29 protein-coding genes are annotated in these 19,353 nt (G+C 63.6%); 10 read left to right on the top strand and 19 right to left on the bottom strand.

The window, feature by feature from the left end:
- Positions 1 to 36: 36 nt before the first annotated feature.
- On the top strand, positions 37 to 681 hold the full coding sequence (locus ACF8NF_RS17305; protein WP_392450966.1) for a DUF4124 domain-containing protein: 645 nt from the start codon (positions 37 to 39) through the stop codon (positions 679 to 681).
- Between the two features lie 547 nt (positions 682 to 1,228).
- On the opposite strand, the gene ACF8NF_RS17300 is transcribed toward ACF8NF_RS17305, so the two are convergent.
- Positions 1,229 to 1,927 carry an SOS response-associated peptidase gene (locus ACF8NF_RS17300; RefSeq protein ID WP_392450998.1) on the bottom strand — a complete coding sequence of 233 codons (699 nt, stop codon included), beginning with the start codon at positions 1,925 to 1,927 and terminating at the stop codon, positions 1,229 to 1,231.
- A gap of 73 nt (positions 1,928 to 2,000) precedes the next feature.
- Here ACF8NF_RS17300 and ACF8NF_RS17295 point away from each other — a divergent pair, with 73 nt between their 5' ends.
- From ACF8NF_RS17295 to ACF8NF_RS17275, 5 genes are read left to right on the top strand one after another with little or no spacing between them, the layout of a single operon-like run.
- Positions 2,001 to 2,492, top strand: coding sequence for an HNH endonuclease signature motif containing protein (locus ACF8NF_RS17295; protein ID WP_392450965.1), 492 nt, complete (start codon positions 2,001 to 2,003; stop codon positions 2,490 to 2,492).
- Between the two features lie 47 nt (positions 2,493 to 2,539).
- Positions 2,540 to 2,818 (top strand): hypothetical protein, encoded by a 279-nt coding sequence (locus tag ACF8NF_RS17290; RefSeq protein WP_063325459.1) that lies wholly within the window; start codon positions 2,540 to 2,542, stop codon positions 2,816 to 2,818.
- A 16-nt stretch (positions 2,819 to 2,834) separates the two neighbouring features.
- Positions 2,835 to 3,044, top strand: a complete 210-nt coding sequence (locus tag ACF8NF_RS17285) for a hypothetical protein (RefSeq protein WP_392450964.1) — start codon at positions 2,835 to 2,837, stop codon at positions 3,042 to 3,044.
- A gap of 9 nt (positions 3,045 to 3,053) precedes the next feature.
- Positions 3,054 to 3,302 carry a hypothetical protein gene (locus ACF8NF_RS17280; RefSeq protein WP_392450963.1) on the top strand — a complete coding sequence of 83 codons (249 nt, stop codon included), beginning with the start codon at positions 3,054 to 3,056 and terminating at the stop codon, positions 3,300 to 3,302.
- A gap of 5 nt (positions 3,303 to 3,307) precedes the next feature.
- Positions 3,308 to 3,514 (top strand): hypothetical protein, encoded by a 207-nt coding sequence (locus tag ACF8NF_RS17275; protein WP_392450962.1) that lies wholly within the window; start codon positions 3,308 to 3,310, stop codon positions 3,512 to 3,514.
- 9 nt (positions 3,515 to 3,523) lie between these two features.
- Here ACF8NF_RS17275 and ACF8NF_RS17270 read toward each other — a convergent pair whose 3' ends face one another.
- The 3 genes from ACF8NF_RS17270 to ACF8NF_RS17260 are packed head-to-tail and all read right to left on the bottom strand — an operon-like array spanning position 3,524 to position 5,199.
- Positions 3,524 to 3,985 (bottom strand): YetF domain-containing protein, encoded by a 462-nt coding sequence (locus tag ACF8NF_RS17270; RefSeq protein ID WP_017406855.1) that lies wholly within the window; start codon positions 3,983 to 3,985, stop codon positions 3,524 to 3,526.
- Between the two features lie 12 nt (positions 3,986 to 3,997).
- On the bottom strand, positions 3,998 to 4,591 hold the full coding sequence (locus tag ACF8NF_RS17265; RefSeq protein WP_392450961.1) for a cysteine hydrolase family protein: 594 nt from the start codon (positions 4,589 to 4,591) through the stop codon (positions 3,998 to 4,000).
- Positions 4,591 to 5,199: a hypothetical protein gene (locus ACF8NF_RS17260; RefSeq protein WP_046985151.1), complete on the bottom strand. Its 609-nt coding sequence runs from the start codon at positions 5,197 to 5,199 to the stop codon at positions 4,591 to 4,593. Before ACF8NF_RS17260 ends, ACF8NF_RS17265 begins: the two co-directional genes overlap by 1 nt.
- Positions 5,200 to 5,353: 154 nt before the next feature.
- Here ACF8NF_RS17260 and ACF8NF_RS17255 point away from each other — a divergent pair, with 154 nt between their 5' ends.
- From ACF8NF_RS17255 to ACF8NF_RS17245, 3 genes are all read left to right on the top strand, one after another.
- Positions 5,354 to 5,557, top strand: coding sequence for a hypothetical protein (locus ACF8NF_RS17255; protein WP_392450960.1), 204 nt, complete (start codon positions 5,354 to 5,356; stop codon positions 5,555 to 5,557).
- Positions 5,558 to 5,585: 28 nt separating this feature from the next.
- Positions 5,586 to 5,867 (top strand): hypothetical protein, encoded by a 282-nt coding sequence (locus tag ACF8NF_RS17250; protein WP_392450959.1) that lies wholly within the window; start codon positions 5,586 to 5,588, stop codon positions 5,865 to 5,867.
- A gap of 118 nt (positions 5,868 to 5,985) precedes the next feature.
- Positions 5,986 to 6,309 (top strand): hypothetical protein, encoded by a 324-nt coding sequence (locus tag ACF8NF_RS17245; RefSeq protein WP_392450958.1) that lies wholly within the window; start codon positions 5,986 to 5,988, stop codon positions 6,307 to 6,309.
- 104 nt (positions 6,310 to 6,413) lie between these two features.
- Here ACF8NF_RS17245 and ACF8NF_RS17240 read toward each other — a convergent pair whose 3' ends face one another.
- Genes ACF8NF_RS17240 through ACF8NF_RS17170 form a run of 15 tightly spaced genes read right to left on the bottom strand, consistent with a single transcriptional unit; the run spans position 6,414 to position 18,365 of the window.
- Positions 6,414 to 6,689, bottom strand: a complete 276-nt coding sequence (locus ACF8NF_RS17240; protein ID WP_392450957.1) for a hypothetical protein — start codon at positions 6,687 to 6,689, stop codon at positions 6,414 to 6,416.
- The gene (locus tag ACF8NF_RS17235) at positions 6,686 to 7,072 is read right to left on the bottom strand and encodes a hypothetical protein (protein WP_392450956.1); all 387 of its coding nucleotides are present in this window, start codon (positions 7,070 to 7,072) and stop codon (positions 6,686 to 6,688) included. Before ACF8NF_RS17235 ends, ACF8NF_RS17240 begins: the two co-directional genes overlap by 4 nt.
- Before the next feature lie 46 nt (positions 7,073 to 7,118).
- Positions 7,119 to 7,367 carry a hypothetical protein gene (locus ACF8NF_RS17230; RefSeq protein WP_392450955.1) on the bottom strand — a complete coding sequence of 83 codons (249 nt, stop codon included), beginning with the start codon at positions 7,365 to 7,367 and terminating at the stop codon, positions 7,119 to 7,121.
- Positions 7,364 to 7,942, bottom strand: a complete 579-nt coding sequence (locus ACF8NF_RS17225; RefSeq protein ID WP_392450954.1) for a glycoside hydrolase family protein — start codon at positions 7,940 to 7,942, stop codon at positions 7,364 to 7,366. The genes ACF8NF_RS17230 and ACF8NF_RS17225 overlap by 4 nt, the downstream gene beginning before the upstream one ends.
- Positions 7,939 to 8,250, bottom strand: a complete 312-nt coding sequence (locus tag ACF8NF_RS17220) for a hypothetical protein (RefSeq protein ID WP_252652752.1) — start codon at positions 8,248 to 8,250, stop codon at positions 7,939 to 7,941. The genes ACF8NF_RS17225 and ACF8NF_RS17220 overlap by 4 nt, the downstream gene beginning before the upstream one ends.
- 39 nt (positions 8,251 to 8,289) lie before the next feature.
- Positions 8,290 to 8,832, bottom strand: a complete 543-nt coding sequence (locus ACF8NF_RS17215) for a hypothetical protein (protein ID WP_392450952.1) — start codon at positions 8,830 to 8,832, stop codon at positions 8,290 to 8,292.
- Complete coding sequence (locus tag ACF8NF_RS17210) at positions 8,829 to 9,665, bottom strand: hypothetical protein (protein ID WP_392450951.1); 837 nt, start codon at positions 9,663 to 9,665, stop codon at positions 8,829 to 8,831. Before ACF8NF_RS17210 ends, ACF8NF_RS17215 begins: the two co-directional genes overlap by 4 nt.
- A 6-nt stretch (positions 9,666 to 9,671) precedes the next feature.
- The gene (locus ACF8NF_RS17205; RefSeq protein WP_392450949.1) at positions 9,672 to 10,178 is read right to left on the bottom strand and encodes a hypothetical protein; all 507 of its coding nucleotides are present in this window, start codon (positions 10,176 to 10,178) and stop codon (positions 9,672 to 9,674) included.
- 9 nt (positions 10,179 to 10,187) lie between these two features.
- Positions 10,188 to 10,718: a hypothetical protein gene (locus tag ACF8NF_RS17200; protein WP_392450948.1), complete on the bottom strand. Its 531-nt coding sequence runs from the start codon at positions 10,716 to 10,718 to the stop codon at positions 10,188 to 10,190.
- On the bottom strand, positions 10,715 to 11,152 hold the full coding sequence (locus ACF8NF_RS17195) for a hypothetical protein (RefSeq protein ID WP_392450947.1): 438 nt from the start codon (positions 11,150 to 11,152) through the stop codon (positions 10,715 to 10,717). The genes ACF8NF_RS17200 and ACF8NF_RS17195 overlap by 4 nt, the downstream gene beginning before the upstream one ends.
- Positions 11,153 to 11,207: 55 nt before the next feature.
- Entirely contained in the window at positions 11,208 to 13,106 is a 1,899-nt protein-coding gene (locus ACF8NF_RS17190) for a hypothetical protein (protein WP_392450946.1), read from the bottom strand.
- A 2-nt stretch (positions 13,107 to 13,108) separates the two neighbouring features.
- The gene (locus tag ACF8NF_RS17185) at positions 13,109 to 14,773 is read right to left on the bottom strand and encodes a hypothetical protein (protein ID WP_392450945.1); all 1,665 of its coding nucleotides are present in this window, start codon (positions 14,771 to 14,773) and stop codon (positions 13,109 to 13,111) included.
- 8 nt (positions 14,774 to 14,781) lie between these two features.
- A complete protein-coding gene (locus ACF8NF_RS17180; RefSeq protein ID WP_392450943.1) occupies positions 14,782 to 16,707 on the bottom strand; it encodes a hypothetical protein in 1,926 nt (641 codons plus the stop codon).
- An 18-nt stretch (positions 16,708 to 16,725) separates the two neighbouring features.
- Positions 16,726 to 17,187: a hypothetical protein gene (locus ACF8NF_RS17175; RefSeq protein ID WP_052155296.1), complete on the bottom strand. Its 462-nt coding sequence runs from the start codon at positions 17,185 to 17,187 to the stop codon at positions 16,726 to 16,728.
- Positions 17,184 to 18,365, bottom strand: coding sequence for a hypothetical protein (locus ACF8NF_RS17170; protein WP_392450942.1), 1,182 nt, complete (start codon positions 18,363 to 18,365; stop codon positions 17,184 to 17,186). The genes ACF8NF_RS17175 and ACF8NF_RS17170 overlap by 4 nt, the downstream gene beginning before the upstream one ends.
- Before the next feature lie 233 nt (positions 18,366 to 18,598).
- Here ACF8NF_RS17170 and ACF8NF_RS17165 point away from each other — a divergent pair, with 233 nt between their 5' ends.
- Positions 18,599 to 19,351, top strand: a complete 753-nt coding sequence (locus ACF8NF_RS17165) for a discoidin domain-containing protein (protein WP_392450941.1) — start codon at positions 18,599 to 18,601, stop codon at positions 19,349 to 19,351.
- Positions 19,352 to 19,353 lie beyond the last annotated feature (2 nt).

Here is a 19,353-nt window from a genome sequence, read left to right as displayed (position 1 = left end):
GGATACCATCACTCCCATTCATTCACCGAGATGCATATGCGCCTATTGACTCTGACAATCGTTGCGACATTTCTGGCTTTACCTGCCGCCGCCCAGGTCTATCAATGCAAGGATGTTTCTGGAAAACTGATTTTTTCAGACAGCCCCTGCAGCAGCGACCAATCCGGCGCACTGATACAGCGCAAAAAATCGGACGATGAAATCTACCGCGAACGGGCCGAGGCCGCAGAGGCCAATGAGCGAAAGCAGCAGCGCCAGATGAACGAAATGCAGCAGCGCCAGATCGAGAGCCAGCAGCGCGTCATCGAACAGCAGGCCCGCAAGGCGAATACTCCTGCACCGGAGCAGCTCGGCGCATCCTCCCAGTGCAAGGAGGCGCGCAAGGAGCTGGAATTCGTATCCAGCATTCGCACCCTTTCCCTGGATGAAAAACGGATACGCACCAATGCAGCAATCACCAGCGTCAATGCTGCATGCGGCTCCAATACGCCGCTGATGCAGGAACCACCGAAGCCGGTTTTCACACCGCGGGCGGCCCAGCCTGTTCCTCTATCCAGTTGCAAGGGTGCACTTTGCTACGACAGCAATGGCGGAATCTACAACCGCAACGGCCAATTCATCAGTGACAGTCAAGGGCGGAGCTGCCGAATACTGGGTGGAACCATGATTGAGTGCGACTGAGCGCGGTCCATCACACTCTCGGCCTTCACCGGCTTCGCCGGCAGGTGGCAACCCCCAAGTCCCGTCCGACCAGGGGTCCGCAAGGCGTTGCAGGGTGTAATTCGCTGATACAGCTGCGCGGGCGACAGAGCGTGCCAGTGATCGGCTTCACCTGCCAGGGCTTGCTGGCATCTGCGCGGCTTGTGTAACCACGGCTGCGCGATCTGGCGCGGGCCGAAGCCTTCAGCCTCAAGCCCGGGGCTGGTTGAACGACAATGTGACCGTCGGGCCTCGGGGCCCTGGCTGCGCAAGCGTCACACAATAGTCAGGCAGGCCGGTTCAGGTAGGCGTTGATGATGCCCAGGGCAAAGCGCAAAAGCGGATCAGAACATTTGCCGACAACCTCTTGCGCGGCAACCCGGAGATAAATCAAAGGCTTATGAGAGATTCACAGGCAATGAACATCATCATTCTTGAAGAAGCCTTCTCCCTCTGATTGTCAGGATATTCTCCAAAAGCTACACCAGAACCTACACCGTATTCGGCGGGAAGCGGGTTCTGCTTCTGCTTATTCCTCAGCCTTTAAAGCGAGCAGCTGCTCGGAGGGAAGGAGGCCCTCTTCCTCAGGCTTCTCTGCCCCGCTCCGCAACGCTCCCAGCGGCGGCAGCTTGATCAGCGCGTCGGCCTGGTCCGGCGTGCCATGCAGCCATGCATCCCAGTCGCCAGGCTCCAGCATCACGACCCCGCGCTTTTCTTTTCCCGGCCGGTGCATCAGCGAAAGCACTGGGTGCCCGTCAGCAGGCTGCGTGATCATCGTGTAGTTCGGCACCAGCTCGCCCGTCTCCGGGTCCGTCCATTCGCTGTACAGGCCGGCCAGGGCCGCTGGTTGCCCGTCCGCGCGCCGGAACGACCACCACACATTGCGCGATCCTAGGCCCCAATACGGCTCCACCCACGACGTCACGGGGATGAGGCACCGCTGACCGGCGCGCCATGCCGGCGCAAACGTCCAGGACTTGGCCAACGTCTCGCGCCGCGCGTTGTTCGTGCTCATGGGCGTCCCGTCGCGGGTAGTCGGCCTGCGCGTGGGAGAGCTGCGCGGGATCATGCCCCACTGCCCCACCTCCAACTCGCCGCCGGGCTTGACGTACGGACCCAGGGCCAGCGGCGTGACGTGCGGCTTCCACCAGCGTGGTGGGTTCTGAGATCCCACACGCCACATGCGTTCGATCTCAGTCTCTCGTGGGGTGTTGTAGCGATTACAGATAGCGGCCTCCGTTGGTGATGACCCAAACTACTGCCCTCCCCATCCCCACTCTCTACATCTCTGACATCTGACCATGACAAGCGAAGCTCTCACTGACATCCAATTGCGATCTTTGCTGAAGTACGACCCAGATACTGGCCAATTTGAGCGCCTTGTTCGCATGGGGCGCTACCAGGCCGGGACACAGGTGGGGGCAAAGATGCGAAGCGGCTACATCGCAATCCGCATCAACTTCAAGCTGTACTACGCCCATCGCTTGGCATGGCTCTACGTTCATGGGGCTTGGCCGCCCGATCAAGTCGACCACATCAATGGAGCCCGGGATGACAACAGGATCGCCAACCTTCGTTTGGCGGATCGCTTTCGCAACACTCAAAACCTTCGCTCAGCCAAGGCGGGCAACAAGTCTGGACTGCTCGGCGTCTCCCCTCACCAAAACAGGTGGCGAGCTTTTCTCCATGTGCATGGCAAGACGCATCACATCGGCCTGTACGACACCCCGGAAGAGGCTCACGCAGCCTACGTCGAAGCGAAGCGATCGATGCACGAGGGGAACACTTTGTAGAAGTGCACGCTGACTTACGCATAGTATTACTGTATATTTATACAGTCATGAAAGTCAAAGTCACCATCCTCCGCGAGGCAGGCGCGCGCAGCTATCACCGCGGACCACAGCAAGAGGTCAGGGGCGAACTGGACCTGCTGCATGCACCCGTGCCTGGCGAGAAGCGGACCGTCCCCGTGCTGCGCATCCTCGGAGACGACCGCAAGAACCAGCTCTTCGAGCCCCGACTGATCTACGCGTGCGCGGGCAAGATGAAGTTCAGCGGATTGGAGCACTGTGACCGCGCATGGCACGCGCAGGAGTGGTCCTGCGAGTTCGACTACTGACCACCCAGGAGGCCGCATGTTGCTCACATACGAGGAATTCCCCACGTTGCTCACGATGCCGCGCTGGTTCGGCACGCCCGAAGTCAAAGTCATGCCGGGCAAGCCGGAGGACTATTTCATCGAACAGCTGCATCCCGACTGGTTTCGCGTGATCGATAGCGACGGCGATGTTGTCTACAGCGGCGTCGGCCCTGTGTCCGTGTGCCAGTCCAACGCCCCCTTCTGAGAAACCGCCATGCAAAGCAATAACCAGATCGAACGCGGCGTAATCGCAAAAGTGCGAGGCGAAGAGATGTCTGCAGCTCAGCGGGCGCTGCCGACCCCTACGCGGGACCAACCTCAGTACATCACCAGCGAGATCAACACCCTGCTTGCCGGGCACGTGCGCATCACATTCGAGCTGCAGATGTATGGCCACGGGCGCCACCGCTTCTGGCATTGGGTTGGCAAGGGAGCGGTGCAACTGGAGCAGCCCGCTGGCTGAGCCACATGGACTCGATCATCTGGGGCGGCGTGCCGACAGTGCCGGGTTGGTACGCGGTCGTGGTGGACTATGGCTGCCTGCCCTTCCCTGCTGCACGGCGCTGGGATGGCGGCGCCTGGGACGACGAGCGCGGCATCCGTGCGTTCGATGGGCCGCACGCAGACGCGGAGGCGGCGCTGGACTGGGCCATGGAGCGCTGTCCAGAGGATTGACAGGTCCGACTACTGCTGTTTCTGCACGCTAATGGATCCGTCGGCCTCCAGGAACATGCAGCGGATTTCTGATTCCTCGCAGTCTGCCTCGCGCATCGCCTTCTCGATATCGTTGCGCGATACCCGGTGGCTTTTGCGCGCACTCTCGAAGATCTTTCCATCCCGTCCCAGCAGCACCGCCTCGCCCTCCAGCAGCTTTTCTGCACCGCGCCAGCGTGCCGTCACGAAACCCACGGCCGTATTCAACGCAATGAGGATCACGCACACCAGCAGCCCCCCAGGCAGGGACTGATCAGACCCTGTCATTGAGGGCCCTGCCGCCTCGCTCACCAACATCACCACCAGCAGATCGAAAGGCGTGAACTGGCCCACGGTACGCCGCCCCGTTATACGCATCATCAACAGCAGCAGGGCATAGACCGCCAACGCGCGAACTGCCAACTCAAACGGATGGATGTCCAAATTCCACATGCTCACGCCCCTTCATTTGCGCGCCGCCCATGGGCTACGCGCCGAGGATCGCACTGAACACTTGAAGGCCTGCCTCAACTGCCGCAATGCCTGCTGCCGCCGGGCAGGCGTCTCGGCCGCCGTGCAATCGCTGGGCACCCAGACCTCGTAGCCCGACATGCGTGCATCCGTAGCCGTGAGCATGACGCACATGTCCGCAGCAAACCCTACGATGACCAGCCTGCGCGCGTGCATTCTGCCCAGCAGATGCAGCAGCGGCGTGGAATGAAATGCCGAATGCTGGGGCTTGAGAATCACCAGATCCTCCGCATCGGGCGCAAGCAGCCGAGCGATCTCACCGCGCTCGCCAGCCAAACCCTGGCAGGCGGCCAGAATGTCGCTGAACTCGCTGTGCCAGGTGCCGTAGTTGTCGTTGGCATAGATCGTAGCCACGCCCTTTTCACGAAGCCTGGCCTTGAGCCGCACAATGCGCCGGGCAGCCCGTACCGCTTCCTGCAGCAAAGGCCCGGCATTGGGAAATTGAAGCGGGTTGATGACATCCACCAGCAACAGCACCTCCGCGCTGTGAGGCACTGACGTGGGTTCTAACCACCTCGTCCTGGACATCACAGCATGGATTCGCGTTGCTGCTCCGCTCGAGATGCGCCGATGGCAGTTTCAACCTGCTTGACCTCTTCAGGGGGAGGCAGGACTGCTGGCATACCCAAGCTCTGGATCCACAACTCGCGGCACCAACCCTTGGTGTGATACAGGTGATGATCTTCATCCTTTTCCACTCGAGCGTGAGCCTCCTTGAGGGCCTTGCCCGTTTCGCCTGTAGCCACCTCGGCGACCTTGCCCAGGAGCTCCCAGTTGGCGTGGTCCTTGGTCTCAGCGTGGACCACGCACTCGCACGCCACGAGTTGCGCTGCGGCTGCATTACCCCCCCTGAGAGCCAACTCCATCGCCTTCACCAGCGATGAGCCTATGTGCTTCACAACGTCACGGGAAGGCGAAGCTTCGTCCGGGTTGACCCCCAACAGTTCACAGGTAGTGCGCACCACGTTCTGGTGGCTGAGCGTCTCTTCGAGATACTCTTCCCATTCCTTTTTAAGGTCATCGTTCAGGGCACAGGTAAGAGCAGTTCTATACACCTGCTCACCTCCCAGTTCCGTTTCCATCATCTGCAGCAACAGATCTTTGAGCTGAGAATCGTCATATCGTGGTTTAGCCATTTGCATACTCCGATTTACAGTTGCGGTCCGGCGATGGTCGTCCAACCTTGGCGCTTGGCGCGTAAGCAGCAACTGAAGGGTATGTAGTGCTTCTCGAAAGTTACGTGTACGTCCAAGACCGTCAAAGAATGACGGGCGGAGGCACAATGGCTGCATGAGATTCATCGTGCTACTGATCATCGCTGCAGCCCTCTTCTACGGAGCGTCTCGGATTTCCCACATACAGATCGGTGAGCGCGCTACAGGCGGCTACGACGGCGCAGCAATGACGCCGCAGCAACGCGTCATCCAAGCCGAGAAAGAGGCCCGAGAGGCTGCTGAGGCCGCGCGGGCAGCGGCGATGCGGCAAGCCGAGTAAGACCAACAGTGGGGGCACAATGCCGCCCATGGCAATCGATCCCACAAACCCAAAGCACACCGTCCATCAGCGCATCGTCGCCGGCTTCATGGGCCACTGGAAAGCACACGGCAGCGACAAGTACCCGCAGCGGTTCAGGTTGCCGCCCGAGGAGCTCTACCACCTGGACTATGTGATGCATAAGGGCGAGCACCCGGGCCTGATGTGGGGCGTGCCACTCGAAGCTGACCCCGCGACGAAAGGCGAAATGGTTGCAATCGACGGTACTGTCGTGTCGATAGCGCCGGCTGACCCGGCGCCTACGGCCTGATCGGCCGAGCGCGGCTCGGCTGTCGTAGGCATGACCCATGCAAAAACTCAAAGGGGTATCTGCTTACTCAGAGCAAAATATGGTCAGTTCTCCCTCCACGCTCGGGATGGAAAGATAAATGGAAACAACCGCAGTCCAAAGCTTGAAGCTCGCAATTGTCAGCCTAACCGGATTGTCCAAAGATGCACTACATATTTATGCAGGCATCACTATTTTCTTAATTGCTAGGTTATTTTCTCGAAAATACGCAGACACGTTCTTGCCTGTCGCAGTTGTAGTAGCCGTAGCGTGCATTGGTGAATTGCTAGATCTGCGCGATGACATCAATAGCTTAGGCTACTGGCGCTGGGGCGCAAGTCTGCATGACCTCGTGAACACTGCGCTCTGGCCCTTCGTGCTGTCTATATTCATGAGAAGAACTCGGCCCAGCTCATCAAACTGAGAGTCGAAGTCAGATTTCCACTTCTGGCCGTAAACAGCCCACCGCTGGACTCGACGCGGGAACGCAGGCCGGTCAGCGCGACATCTTTGGCCACGCGCCTTGAATCAGCGCGGCGTCAGCGGCGTGGCGCAAGCCATCAGCGCAGACAGCAGCCGCACTTCGTAGCCTTCGCGCCTGTCGATCTCGGCCAGCGCAGCGCGCAGCAAATCGAAGGGGTCGGCATCGTCGGCCAGGGCATCGGTGGGCATTGCTGGCCTGTCGGGAATGGGCTCGCGGCATTCCACGGGAACGGGCACCTTGACGGTCTGGACCTCGACGCGCGGCACGGAGCCGCAGCCGGCCAGAGCCAGCGCGCCCAGCAGTATGGCGGCGCGCATCATGGCTTGGCCCTCCACTTCAACCAGTCGGCGCCCAGGACCTGGAGCGCGGCGCAGCTGTCGCCGGCAGCAGGCTGGCGGGAAAGCGTGTAGTCGGCGCGGGCGTTGAGCGCAGCGGCCTGGCCAGCGGCAGCGGCACGGGCCGGTGCCGCCTCGGCAGCACGCTGCGCAGCCACCGCGCCCAGGGCCTCGGTCGCGTCGCTACAGGCCTGCGCCGCCTGGCGCGCGCCGTCGCGCTGCTGCTGCATGCTCGCCAGCTCGGCGCGGGCCGTCGCCGCATCGTCGCGCGCGGACAGCCAGCCCCAGCCAAGCAGCAGGTTGCCGAGCAGGCTGGCCAGCAGTGCGAGGACAGCAGCCGCAAGCAGCTTCCTGGTGATTCCGGTCATCGCCCGCCCCTCCACCAGTACCACCACATTGCGACCCAGAGTGCGTTCATGGCAGGGCCTCGCAGTCGTAGCCATTGCGGCGCTGGGCAGCACACGCGGATTGCTCGGCGCGCTCGCGGGCATCGGGAACGCCGCAGCGTTCAAGTACTTGGCCCGCAGTGATGTACCAGGCAGGCGCCATCTCGGCCTCGGCTGCTGCGATCTCGATCACGCGGCAGGCCTGCAGCACAGAGCCAGCCGGGACCACGGTGCAGCCAGCCAGGACCGCAGCGGCTCCGATCAGAAGAGATTTCATTGGGCCTCCATACACGCGGCGTACCGCGCTTGTTGACGGGTCCAGACGCCGCGGCAAACCTTGTTGCCGGGCGTGCTGCAGTCGTAGCGCCAGCGCTTCGGGCGGCCGGCCGCGTCCCACTGGTAGGCGCTGAAGCCCTGCAGGGGCTGGGCGCTGGTCATGAAGCGATAGGCCAGGTAGGCATTGCAGGCCCCGGCATAGTCGCCAGCTCGTGTGCGCGCCAGCATCGAGGAGCCGCGCCAGGCCCCGCAGCCGTACTGGCCCGCGAAGTCCACGGCCTGGGCAAACTCGACTTGGTGCACCAGCGTGTCGCCCAGCGAATCGCGCACACAGGCCCCGTACTGCTGCTCCAGCAGGTTCACGGCCAGGTCGCGGGCCCGCTCCCGGGAGATGGGCGGATCTGCCATGGTCACGCGCGTTCCGTCCTCGTAGCGCGTGGCGCCGTGGCCGATGGTGGGCACATCGCCGCGAACCGGGATGATCGGATCTGCGCTGAAGCCTTCTGCGGCAATCCAGGCCGCGAGAATGGCCGCGCCAATGCCCAGGCCTGCCGCTGGCATGCGGGCCGTGCTCATGGCGCGCCCCAGTCTGTTTCGGGCTCCGGCTTCAGGCCGGCCAACCGCGCGAGGCGCTGCCGCTGCTGGGCCCGTTGGTAGTCCTGGCGCCACTTCCAGACCAGATAGCCGGCCTGCAGCGCAATGAAGGCCAGGGAAGCGACGACGAGCCAGTCGCTCAACGGTAGGCCCCAGACCTTGAACACCCCGGTCGCGGCAGCGCCCGGCGTGGCCTGCATGATGGCGCCGGCAATGTCCTGCCGCTGCTCTGCGCTCAGGTGCTGGTGGATGCCCATCAGCGCGAGCAGGGATATGAGGTATTTCTTCATAGCCCCGATGATTCCGGGGCCCTACCGCGCTGGCGAACCCTACACGGGGGCCGCAGGCCAGCCGGCCGCGACATCGATCTGCGAGAGCGCCAGGGCGTCGTCGGCTGCGGCGTCGATCTGGTCCTCGATGCGCTGTCGGGTGCCGGTCAGCAGGCCGTGCACTTGGCGGTATGCGTCATCCTTGGCCCGGATGCGATCGGCCAGCACCAGACGGTCAAGCCCGCGCGCCAGCGCTGCGGCATCGATCCAGGGCGTGGCCGCTGCTGGGTCGACCTCGAGCGCCCTCGCCTCTTCGGTCTGCACGGGCCACGATTCCCGCTCGCTCAGCGGGTAGCCTGCGGCAATGACTTGCATGCGGCGCCGGTACTCTACGGCCAGGGCCTGACGCAGGGTCGCAGCAATTTCGGCAGCAGGCCGCAGTTCGGCAGGTAGCGGCACGCCGCCGGCCGCCAGCCACGCGCGATACTCGATGGCGTCGGGATTGGGTGGTAGGTCCGGGGCTTCAACGAGCGGTATGGTCGAGCGCACGCCGCCCTGCCAGCGGTACACGAACCCCTCTCCGGTGAGTTGGTATGTCGTCATGCGTATTGACCGCCGGTGAGCTTTGTCCCATCCGCGCTCCCCGGCAAGTAGCTCTCGCCTGCGCTTGCGACGTAAATGGATGCGTTCAGCAGCGCAAGATACCTCGATCCAGTAGCGCCGCCGCTGAAGGTGATCGCGGCGATTTCTATACTGCTGCCGCTGCCCCCGCAATAGACAAAATTGCCACTGAATGCGGGCGTACCGGTCAGAGTCACTGTGATCCCCGGCTGGAAAATCAATAGTCCTTGCCCCGACACAACGGCCATATACGGCATGCCGCTCGTGATGGTCATCGCAGCATTGACATAGCACTTTGCACCACGGGTCACGTCAAAGATCCGTGCGGAAATCGATCCGTACCGCATAGGACCTACGGCAACAGTTGCACCTTCGGTGATCGTGAGCCCTCTTGCTCCGGTCAGGGTAAAACCAGAGATGACATACCGTAGCCCGCCACCAGCCGCTGTTACGGCAGAGCCTGCACCCCCAGCAATGGTGCAGTTTGTCAGCGTGGTCGTGTCTCCGATCACATTGACGGTGCCGGCGCCGACTTGTGATTTAAAGACCACTGCGGCATAAGAGCCAGGGGCGACTGCAATGGTCACGTCATAAATCGACAAATCCAGTGAGGCGGCAATATCAACGGCCTTTTGTATTGTGAGAAACGCCCCGCCTGCCGTATTGCTCAGCCCGGTATTGCTGTCGCTGCCATCGGTGCGGACGTAGTAGGTGCGCGCAGCGGTGAGCAGCTCTCGCACGCCGGGCAGCGTGTCGCCCGTGGGCAGCTCACGGATGCTACCGCTGACGTTGACCAGGGGACGCCGAGAAGCCATGACGGATCAGGCCAGCACTACGGGCACGCCGCCGTCGAAGTTCACGGCGGTGGTGCTCACGGCCACGCCCAAGCGCTGCACCACGTTGCCCGATGCGCTGGGTGCCGTGGCGCCGCCCGTGCCCGCAGTGGTCTGCAGGAACACGGGTCCGGGGGTCTGAGCGGTGACCTGGGTGTTCGTGCCCTCGAAGTACACCGTAGCGTTGGCGCCGCTGGTGACGGCAGCCAGCACGAACCCATGCGCCTCCTTGCCGGACGTGGTGGCGTCGGCCTTGCGGACCTTGGCGCCCGTGCTGTTCCACACGTTGACCCAGTCGCCGGCCGCGAGCGCCTCGCTGGCTGCGATGACGGCGGTGTCGGCGCCAATTCCCACGGGCATCATGCTGTTGTCGATGCGGCCCGAATCGTCCAGGGCCACGATGTCGCCGGCATTGGCCGCGCCGGCCGAGGTCTGGATGCCCAGCACCTCGGTGACCAAGTTGTTGACGAGGCGGAGAAATTTCTTGGCAGCCATGGCGGCCTCCTATGCAAGGGTGATTGGTGGGTTGATGTCGATGAGGATGCGGGTGGCGGACAGCGCCTGGCCGATGACCTGGGCGAATAGCGCGCCAGCAGGCGGGGCCTGGGCCAGTTGGCCGGCCAGCCCGACCAGCACCGGGCCGGGCGCCCAGGTCCAGCCGCTGTGCTCCAGCACAAAGCCGGTCTGCACTACGGCGTCATCGCCGGGGCTGTATGCGTCGGCCACCACTCCGAGGACGGCGCCACGGTGCGCGGGGTTGGTCGCATCAGCCGCGATGAGCTCACCCTGGGCGTTGCAGGCCACCACGCTGTGGCCGCTGATCGGCAGCGGGCCAACTTTGACCGTGATGGCGTCGCCGGCTGGGCCTGGCGGGCCGCGCTTGCCCTCGGGGCCGGGGATGCCCCGCGTCACGACGACAGCGGGCGGCGCCTGCTGCTGAACCACATGGGTCTTGCCTCCCTCGCGCGTCACCACGACCGAGGTCTGCCGCTCGATGACGGCGGCCGAGGGTTCGGAAGAGACGACGGTGGTCACCGGGTGCCCTCCGGGTACAGGGCGAAGCGCAACTCGTACTGCCGCTCCACGTCACCGCTGGGGCGCGTGATCTCGATCTGGCCAATGCAGGAGGTCCAGCCTGGTGCAACGGGTCCGTACACAAAGGCTGCGGTCTGCTCGGCCGTCATCAGCAGGCGCAGCCAAGCGCCGTCAAGCTCGATCCCGCCGTTGGCGGTGCTCAACTCCAGCAGCACCTCCGGGTCATCGATCTCGCGCCGCAGCTGCATGCGGGCCGTGCAGCCGGTGTAGTCCTCTGGCACCTTGTCGGCATCGGGCACCGGCTCGCCGCTACAGGCCTTCACCAGCTGGCCGCATTCCTCTCGCACCGGATACGGAACGGTCACGCGCTCCAAGGGTGCGCGGAAGGTCGCGCCCTGGTAGATGGTGAAGTCGAGGCAGGCCGGGGTTGTCATGCCCCGCAGTTTCCCGGCGGGCGCGCTCAGGGGCGAACCCTAGCCGGGGGCGTGGTCAGCCGTCGCTGCTCTTGATGGCCACGGAGTTCAGCCCAGCCATGGCCTGACCCGCCACTTGGCTGTGTGTGTTGGCGTTGGCAGCGGCCAGTTGCGTGATGGCGGCCTGCATGCTCTGCATGCTCGACTGCTGCACGGTCTGGGCGCGCATGCGTGCATCGGCGTAACTCACGTTCACATCCGCCTTGGAGCGGTAGAAGGTGGCGGCCATCTGTGCATAGCTGACGGCGGCGGCCGTGCTGGCCTGGTAGGCCATGAGCTTCTGGCGATCACCTTCGAGCTGCGTGCGCGCCAACTCGCCACGTGCAGCCACGATCTGACCGTACTCGCGCAGTGCCATCTCATGCACCCGGGCCCGGGAGTCGTTGGTGATCGCGGCGGCACGCACGACCTCAACCTTGGCGTCGATGCCGGCGCGATAGGTCTGGATGGCCTGGCCGTCTGCCCGAACCTGGGCGTCGTACACGCGCACCTGCAGTTCCTGGCCTTCCAGGGCGGCGCGGTAGCCTGTCCACTCGGTGGCCTTGGACTGGACCTCGGTGGCGCGCGTCTGTACCTGGGCCTGGAACAGTTCCAGCTTGAGCTTCTCCAGCCCGGCGCGGCTGACGATGGCATCGATGCGGGCCCGATAGACGTTCGCCAGGGACTGCAGCGACTCCATGCGGGCGCGGTAAACGTTGACCTTGGCCATGTCCACCTGGGTCAGCGCCTGCAGCGCATCGACCTCGGCCTTGTACAGGTCGATGGCCGCCATCGCGCCCTTGAGCCGCACCTCGTACAGCGCGACCTGCGCACGCCAGGCCTCCAACTTGGCGCCGAAGGCCTTAACCGCGATGTTGTAGGCCTCCACGGCCATGCCCACCACGGCCTTGGCGTGCTCCAGCGCCTGCCCGTTGATCTGCACCAGGTTGCCGTGGTAGCTGAGCATGGCCGCGAGCACGGACTGGCGCAGGTTCAGCGAGGTGCTGATGGCGAACTGCAGGTTGGCCTGCTCCATCTCGGCCTGCTTCACCACCAATTCGACATTGGCGCGTGCAAGGTTGTCGGCGGCCGCCTGGCGCGCCTTTGCAGCCGCCGACATCAGCGCGCCCGGCGGCAGGGTATAGCCGCGGTCTGCGGCGTCGGCCCAGGCCGCATCACGCACGCGCCGATACTCGCCCAGGTGGCGATCCTTGGCCCGCTCGATCACCGCGCGCTCAGCATCGCCGCTGAAGCCAGAGCCGCCAGCCATCAGTTGGGAGAGACGCAGCTCCATCGTCTCCATGCTGGAGTGGTAGCGCGGGCAGTACCTGGCCAGCATGGCGTCGAGCTGGCCGTCCAGCACCGACATCATCGCGGCACTGGCACCACGCTGTGTGGTCTCCAACTGCACCGCCAGATCCGTGGGAGCCTCGGCGTCGAACACGGGCGCTGCAGCATCGAACACCGGCAGCACGATGGTGGGCTTGTCAGGTGCTGCCCGGTCCTGGATCTGCGGCTCGGGTATCAGTGGGTTGATGAGCTGGACAGGCGGGTCCGGGAACTCATAGCTCGTGTTGATCGAGGGCGCAGAGATGGAGAAGTCCGCCAGGGCAGACGGCGCAGAGGGCATCACGATGGTCGGCACCACCGCCGTGGCGACCGGCAGCCCGCTGATGTCGATGGGACCGATGTCCTGGAACTGCGGCGCGGCGCCCGGGGCCTGGGGCAGCTGGAAATCAACGCCGGCAAACTCGGGGACGGGCTGGAGCACCGGTGGCTCCAGCGGCTGGTCGATGGGGTCCAACTGCGGGTCAGGCTGCAGGTAGCCGATGCCCGTGATCATGTTGCTCACGTCCTGCAGCGCCTGGCGCGAGTCCGCCAGCACTTCGGCCGCAAAGCCCCGCTGGTCGTCGATGATTTCCTCTACCGATGCCATGGTCAGATCCTCCGTGTCTTGTTCACGACCTCGGCTTCGAGGTCATCAATGGTCAGCGCGCCGCGGCCGGACAACTCCAGTGCGTAGTACCTGGCATCCAGCCCCCTGCCGAACTTCTGGCGGTAGTTCTGAGCGCTGGCGCCGCGCGGGGTGTCGTAGGGATAGCGCTCCTGGCACCGCTCGCCAGCAACCACCACAAAGCGGCTGCAGGGCGGCATGCGGCCGCCGACGTAGCAGCTGATCCAGGCCTTGCGCTGCGCGCTGCCGAAGTCCGTTGTGCCGGTGTGCACATGCCAGGCGATGGGCTGGCCGGCGTCCGTGTCGCCGCCGAGGAAGTACAGCCCGTCTGCGGCCATGGCCACATAGCGGCCGCGCCAGCGCACGATCCGCGTAAACGGGAAAGCCGTGTAGCGCGTGACCTCGTTGCCGCCGGTCTCCAGGCTGGTGCGCAGGTTGATCGCATATGCCTCGTGCACCACTGGCAACTCGGCCGTGGCCATCAGCAAGGCACGCGCGACCGGCGCAACGAGCACGATGTCGGCCCAGCCGCCGGCAATCGCCGCGGGCGCCACCAGGTCAAAGCTGGCCGTGGCCTCGCCATCGGCTTCCAGTTGCACCACGGGCATGGGGCACACCAGCTGGATCTGCGCCAGCCCTTCGGTGGTGGCCTCCAGGCTCACAACGGCGGCCGGGGCCAGCAACTCGATGCGGGCGCCTCCCACGAAATCGACGCGCGCCGCCGGCGCCATGAGCGCGATCTGCGCCAAGCCCTCCACCGTCGCTTCGAGCAGGACCTGCGGCACGGGGCAAACCAGCTCAATACGCGCGAGTTCGCTGACCGTGGCCTGCAGGCTCATGACGGGAGTCGGCGCGACAAGCTGCACCTGGGCGCCGCCCTCAAGCGCTGCCACAGCGGCAGGCGCCACCAGCTCAATGCGGTTCGAGGCATCCGATCCTGTCAGCGCCACGCGCGCGGCAGGCGCCACCAGCTCGACACGCACCCCAGCATGAAACTCGGCCCGCGCCATTGGTGCGATCAGGTCGAACCGCGCGAGCCCTTCGACCGTGGCCATCATCTCCAGCACCGGGGTGGGGCAAACGAGCTCGATCTCGTTCAGGATCTCTTCTGCGTAATCCGACGCAAAAGCGGCACGGTGCCAGTCCTCAGTGACGGCCATGCCCTGCCAGAGTCCAGGGACCAACGGCAACAGGACGGCCACCCGTGCTGGCCGCGGAAAGTCGCCCACTTCATCAGGTGCGTCCCAATGGCACCAAACCATGTATTCGGTAGCAGGGTCTGGGATCAGTCCGCCAAGATCGTACTGGTCTGGGTCCGCCTGCAACGCAGCGCCCGTTTCGTTGGTCTTGTAGTAGAAGGACCGCACGCGCTCGGGCGGCAGCATGATGTGCCTGAGCGCTACGGGATCAAGGTCGTAGTACCACTCGTAAGCCGGATTGTTGATATCCGGCTCTGGACGATATCCAAATCGCAGGCCCAGGTAATCCTGCTGGGATGCCTTGTAGAGCGCCACACCCAAGTAGACAGTGGAGCCGTCGGCATACACCTCATAGACATGCACCTGGGCCTGCCAGGTTTCCGGGTCACCCGGGGGCGAGTAATAGCTCTCTGCGCGACTGAGGTACGCGTATCCGGCAAGTTCGGCCATGGTTGTGCTCAGAGAAGGTGTACGGGATCGAGCCGGAATCCGGCCTCGTCGCCCAGCGTGAATTTGTCGGGACCGGGAGTGATGACCTTGCCCTTGCGCCGCATGGCAATCAGCGGTTCGCGGTCAGGCGTCCCGGTCAGGGCCAGTTCGTCATAGAACGTCGAAAGAGGCGGTTCGCGGTGCACCGCGCCTGCTGGCGAACAGCAAATCACGAACTCGCCGGGCCGGCGCACCGCGATGCTGCGGTAGTGCATCGTGTCCGTGCTCATGCTCGGTGGCGGCAGCCTCACATGCCCTGTGAAAATGTCGCGCCCAAACAGATCATCCTGGCACCGCGCCTGCACCCTCACGGAATACGGCACGAGGTCGGTTCCGTTGAAAGGCTGCGTGTATTGCGCCGTCACTGCCGCCAGTGCATTCCAGCGCCCATCGATGTCTCTCAGGCTCACCGTTTGCCGGCTGGAGCTTGATGACTCAGTCGTGCTCACCGTAGCAGGTGGGGGGTTTGGCGCGGGATACGCCTGGGAATATGAGTACGCCCATTGGCGAGTCCGAGTCACATCGTTGAAGTCGCTGGCAAGTTCAAGCGACATCAGTGCCTGCCCGTTGACCGTGATGGTCTCGGTGGTCTTGCTTGTGGAGCCGGCGCTGTAAACGTTGCTGAAAGATCCACTGCCGGTGTAATGCTCCACCGCCGGAAACACGCCGCCGTTGTAATAGTGCGTGTACTGGAATTGGCTCTTTTCCACTTCCTCGGCATAGCTCAGCGATTCGGAAAAGCGGACGCGTTCAACCAGCAGTTCCGTCCCATCAGGGGCCATATCCAGCCCCAGGATGTGAACGACTCGCTCGGTGGTTCGCGTGCGCGAGTACCCCGACGAGCTGCTGTTGGACCGCGCGAAGGTGTTGAATTCGTCTATCGGGTAGTTCTCGGCATCGTGGAAGTCGTTGGCCAAGCTCCCTGGAAAGTAGGATGAATCGGCAGGGTTGTGCCGTTGCTCGTTGACGCTGGTGAAGGGCTCGTCGGGCGTGGAGACCAGCAGCCCCAATTCAAACTGGGCACCCAAATCACCATTGCCGTCACGCGCCAGCGTGCCACGCAACGCATATCGAGGCTTCCCGAAACTGAACACCTCCACGCCGCCCACGACTTCGCGTGTCAGCGTCTCCAGCATCGTGATGCAGTGAGTGCCGGTCCCGTCAAAGAAGATCGGCTGCGTGATCGCCAGCTCCATGTCGGCGGGCACTTCCCAGCGTGCGAACTCTTCGGTGTGCGCCAGGCCGTCGTCGTCCTTGATCTTGGGGTCCACACGATAGAGCACCACCTGCTGATCCCCGATGGTGCCGCTGGCCCCGGCCTCGTAGGCAGCGTGAACCAAATACTTCGCCGTGCTGCCCTGGGGCAGCGAGGCCTTGAAGATGGCGCAACCGCTCAGTTCACGGGCCACCTTGATGCGTGCACCGTTGCGGAAGATCTCCGCCTTGGCGCCGCCGCCCACATGCTGGGCTCCCGTGATTGCATACCGGAAGCCGTTGCCGTGGTCATAGGTCAGCACATCCTTGTGGTCGTCGCTGATCCAGTCGTGCGGCCCCGCCTGCAGGTCCACGTTTTCCTTGCGGCGCAGCCCTTTGTCCGAGGCATTCAGGGTCATGGCGCACAAGGGCGAGATCTCCTGGCCATCCTTCTGGTGCACGCCCAGGCCATGGTCCAGGCTCGTCGGCCAGACCAGATAGTCCCAGCGCCCGCCCTGGATCTCGATCCATGCGTCATCGCCAGCGATGGTCACGCGCACCAGCATATCCAGCAGCTCGTAGCGCTGGGTGATGTGCCGAAACCCCGCCGCCCGCAGCGTGCGAACGCGGCCGCGCGCGAAGGGCAGCAGCTTGGCCTCCTCGGCGCCGCCCAGCAGCAGGTGTTCGCGCTCCGTGCCCATGGCCTGGCCCCTCACGCCTTACTGCGCCGGGATCATGTACGAGAACGAATCGATGGTGATGGGCTGGCCAACCACCACAGTGAGCGTTGAGAACTTGCCTTCGCCCGAACCCACTGCCGCAGCACCGTCAACGCGGGGAAGCAGCACCGATGCGGAGCCATCGTCTGCTCCGTTGCCGACGAACCGGAACCAGCCGATGGTGCCGGCGGCCAGGCCGGTGAACTTCCAGACCGCCGATGCCGGCTTGAGCACGCCGCCATTGGCCGGCGTGTCCAGGACCAGGCCATTCGTGGGCGAACCCGCAACCCAGGGATCGCCGTTCAACGTGGCGCGGCCGAGCAGCGTACCCGTGGGCGCAGCATCAGCGGTGACGGGCTGCGGTCCGCTGTAGACCAAGATGCAGCCGCCATTGAGCGCGCCGGCAAAGCCCGTAGTGCCAGCCTGCGCATTGCGCAGGGCCGTGGAGAGTTTGAGAGTCATGGCGATACCTCACGTCGGTTGGAATTGAAGGGAGAGCCGCCCGCGTGCAGGCAGGCAAGGAAACGGGTCTGGCCGTCGACCTCGAGCACGGCCGCGCCAGCCTGCAGGCCGGGCGCCACGCTCACGCGCGAGGCGGTCAGGTTGGTGAATTCGGGAAACTGGCACAGGCCGCGCTGCGACCAGATCAGCGTCCGCTTGCCGTCCAGCGCCCAGGGCAGGCCCGGCACCGTGCCGTAGCTGGCCAGCAGAGCCAGGCCCTCGGGCGTGTAGGCATGCATGGAGCGGTCGGTGGCCACCACCAGGCCGGCGTCGTTAGGCGCCAGGGCCAAAACCTTGCCCGGCACCATGAAGAAGCCTTCGGAGAGATTCCACAGGTGCGGCGCCAGCGGCTCGCTGCGCCAGACCACGGTCTTGTCGTCATCGGGCAGGTACTGGGCGGCATAGATGCGGCCGCGCCATTCGCCGATCACGTCCACGCCCACTGGCAGCGGATCGAGGCCATCGGTCAGCAGCTCCTGGCCCAGGGCCTCGGGCGGCTGTGCCCAGACTGCGGCCGGGCCGACATCGCCAAAGGCAAGCTGAAAAGCGGTGCTGTCTGCCGGCGCCACGTATACGCGCGTCACGCACCCAGACAGCTGCTCAATGCCGCTGATCTGCAGCGCAGCGCCCTGCTCCACCAAGACCTCGGCTGCCGTGCTGGCAGGCGTCTCCCGGCCATCCGGAAGGATGAAGGTGGCGCAGACACGGTACTGGCCCGCCGGCAACTGGCCACCCTCGCCCACCACCACGCGCGGCTCGGTCGGCACGGCCAGGCGCCAGGGCAGCGCCTCGCCCTCGGCAGTGATGATCCCGGCCGCGTCCCCAGCCACGTACAGCACCTGGTCGTTGATCTCGGTCCAATACGCCTCGCGGCCCAGGCCCTGCGCCAGCGGGCGCACTGTCATGTCGTCCAGGACTTGGCGCAGCTCGCCGCCGTCGATCACGTACAGGCGGGTCTCATCCCTGGTGGCGTAGATGCCCGTCGGCGCGCCAGCCAGGGCCAACGCATATCCGGCGCGCCGCTGCACCCCGCCCGATTGCGTCACATCGACGTTGTCGGCACGGGTGAACCACGACATGCCGAGCCGAATGGGATCGGTGACGTTGTTCAGGCCTCGGAAGGAGCGGATTGCTGGCATGCCTCGACTTTGCCGAGCGGCTCTGAATGCGTCGAACCCTAGCCGGGGCACACGCTCCGCGAAAGTGTGCGGCCAATTACATTGCCATTTCCAAAATGGTTAGCAAAGCAATAGTTTGCTCAATAACTAAAAATCCCATCACACATCTCCATTTTCAATAGCGCATTTCTTAAATTTCACGGACGAAACTCTATTAGCATGCATGGCTTCACACACTGGAGGAGTAGTTGCAAATGAAATCATTCAAGATGGTAGCGGCGTCTATTGGAGTGGCTGCTGCAATGTTCTCGGCAGGAGCATCCGCACAAAGCCCCGGCGTGCTGCTACCCATCACCATCACAAACGCATCTGGCAACGTTGCCGACATGACGAAAGCGGCGGATGGCAACCCAAATACGATCTGGAACGCTGGCGGGGGACCGACTCAGTGGATAGACATTGACCTTGGCTCCGAGAGAATGTTCTCTATTTTGAGAATGCTCCCTGCGCAAAATCCCGCCGGAAACACAGTGCATCACATCTGGGGCAGAAATGATGCAGGCCAATGGTTCGATTTTGGCGGAGTATCAGGACATACCCAAGATAACACGTGGATTGAATTTAATAATCTCCAAGAAATCCCCGTGCGGACAATCATCTTGCAAACCACAAGTAGTCCTTCTTGGGTGGCATGGAGGGAATTCCAGGTTTTTGATGGTGGCGAGCTTCGTGAAAGCTGCTTCTCTAACGACTTTGGATATGGATGGACGATTTATAGCGCAAGTGGCCCTACCGACCAATGTAGCCACACGCAAGGCAAGTATCTTTTCAGGTTTCGCGATGTCAGAAATCAACGCTCGGGAACAAAGATTCTCACCTGTTCGACATATGGACTCAGTGGGTGGAAGCTCATAACCAACAATGATCCAGGGAATCCAGGCGGAACGCCTACCGGAAGATGTTCCGCCTTCCAATTTGGACTACTGCACACCTTGATTAAATACTAATA

Origin of the sequence: Delftia sp. WSY_22 (assembly GCF_043104185.1) — a bacterium.
Classification (GTDB): domain Bacteria; phylum Pseudomonadota; class Gammaproteobacteria; order Burkholderiales; family Burkholderiaceae_C; genus Comamonas; species Comamonas tsuruhatensis.
This window is presented reverse-complemented; position numbering and strand designations above follow the sequence as displayed.

What these genes read in the sequence shown, in the direction of transcription:
- ACF8NF_RS17305 (WP_392450966.1), top strand. Translation starts at nt 37, where the DNA reads ATGCGCCTATTGACTCTGACAATCGTTGCGACATTTCTGGCTTTACCT.
- ACF8NF_RS17295 (WP_392450965.1), top strand. Translation starts at nt 2,001, where the DNA reads ATGACAAGCGAAGCTCTCACTGACATCCAATTGCGATCTTTGCTGAAG.
- ACF8NF_RS17290 (WP_063325459.1), top strand. Translation starts at nt 2,540, where the DNA reads ATGAAAGTCAAAGTCACCATCCTCCGCGAGGCAGGCGCGCGCAGCTAT.
- ACF8NF_RS17285 (WP_392450964.1), top strand. Translation starts at nt 2,835, where the DNA reads ATGTTGCTCACATACGAGGAATTCCCCACGTTGCTCACGATGCCGCGC.
- ACF8NF_RS17280 (WP_392450963.1), top strand. Translation starts at nt 3,054, where the DNA reads ATGCAAAGCAATAACCAGATCGAACGCGGCGTAATCGCAAAAGTGCGA.
- ACF8NF_RS17275 (WP_392450962.1), top strand. Translation starts at nt 3,308, where the DNA reads ATGGACTCGATCATCTGGGGCGGCGTGCCGACAGTGCCGGGTTGGTAC.
- ACF8NF_RS17270 (WP_017406855.1), bottom strand. Translation starts at nt 3,985, where the DNA reads ATGTGGAATTTGGACATCCATCCGTTTGAGTTGGCAGTTCGCGCGTTG.
- ACF8NF_RS17265 (WP_392450961.1), bottom strand. Translation starts at nt 4,591, where the DNA reads ATGTCCAGGACGAGGTGGTTAGAACCCACGTCAGTGCCTCACAGCGCG.
- ACF8NF_RS17260 (WP_046985151.1), bottom strand. Translation starts at nt 5,199, where the DNA reads ATGGCTAAACCACGATATGACGATTCTCAGCTCAAAGATCTGTTGCTG.
- ACF8NF_RS17255 (WP_392450960.1), top strand. Translation starts at nt 5,354, where the DNA reads ATGAGATTCATCGTGCTACTGATCATCGCTGCAGCCCTCTTCTACGGA.
- ACF8NF_RS17250 (WP_392450959.1), top strand. Translation starts at nt 5,586, where the DNA reads ATGGCAATCGATCCCACAAACCCAAAGCACACCGTCCATCAGCGCATC.
- ACF8NF_RS17245 (WP_392450958.1), top strand. Translation starts at nt 5,986, where the DNA reads ATGGAAACAACCGCAGTCCAAAGCTTGAAGCTCGCAATTGTCAGCCTA.
- ACF8NF_RS17240 (WP_392450957.1), bottom strand. Translation starts at nt 6,689, where the DNA reads ATGATGCGCGCCGCCATACTGCTGGGCGCGCTGGCTCTGGCCGGCTGC.
- ACF8NF_RS17235 (WP_392450956.1), bottom strand. Translation starts at nt 7,072, where the DNA reads ATGACCGGAATCACCAGGAAGCTGCTTGCGGCTGCTGTCCTCGCACTG.
- ACF8NF_RS17230 (WP_392450955.1), bottom strand. Translation starts at nt 7,367, where the DNA reads ATGAAATCTCTTCTGATCGGAGCCGCTGCGGTCCTGGCTGGCTGCACC.
- ACF8NF_RS17225 (WP_392450954.1), bottom strand. Translation starts at nt 7,942, where the DNA reads ATGAGCACGGCCCGCATGCCAGCGGCAGGCCTGGGCATTGGCGCGGCC.
- ACF8NF_RS17220 (WP_252652752.1), bottom strand. Translation starts at nt 8,250, where the DNA reads ATGAAGAAATACCTCATATCCCTGCTCGCGCTGATGGGCATCCACCAG.
- ACF8NF_RS17215 (WP_392450952.1), bottom strand. Translation starts at nt 8,832, where the DNA reads ATGACGACATACCAACTCACCGGAGAGGGGTTCGTGTACCGCTGGCAG.
- ACF8NF_RS17210 (WP_392450951.1), bottom strand. Translation starts at nt 9,665, where the DNA reads ATGGCTTCTCGGCGTCCCCTGGTCAACGTCAGCGGTAGCATCCGTGAG.
- ACF8NF_RS17205 (WP_392450949.1), bottom strand. Translation starts at nt 10,178, where the DNA reads ATGGCTGCCAAGAAATTTCTCCGCCTCGTCAACAACTTGGTCACCGAG.
- ACF8NF_RS17195 (WP_392450947.1), bottom strand. Translation starts at nt 11,152, where the DNA reads ATGACAACCCCGGCCTGCCTCGACTTCACCATCTACCAGGGCGCGACC.
- ACF8NF_RS17190 (WP_392450946.1), bottom strand. Translation starts at nt 13,106, where the DNA reads ATGGCATCGGTAGAGGAAATCATCGACGACCAGCGGGGCTTTGCGGCC.
- ACF8NF_RS17185 (WP_392450945.1), bottom strand. Translation starts at nt 14,773, where the DNA reads ATGGCCGAACTTGCCGGATACGCGTACCTCAGTCGCGCAGAGAGCTAT.
- ACF8NF_RS17180 (WP_392450943.1), bottom strand. Translation starts at nt 16,707, where the DNA reads ATGGGCACGGAGCGCGAACACCTGCTGCTGGGCGGCGCCGAGGAGGCC.
- ACF8NF_RS17175 (WP_052155296.1), bottom strand. Translation starts at nt 17,187, where the DNA reads ATGACTCTCAAACTCTCCACGGCCCTGCGCAATGCGCAGGCTGGCACT.
- ACF8NF_RS17170 (WP_392450942.1), bottom strand. Translation starts at nt 18,365, where the DNA reads ATGCCAGCAATCCGCTCCTTCCGAGGCCTGAACAACGTCACCGATCCC.
- ACF8NF_RS17165 (WP_392450941.1), top strand. Translation starts at nt 18,599, where the DNA reads ATGAAATCATTCAAGATGGTAGCGGCGTCTATTGGAGTGGCTGCTGCA.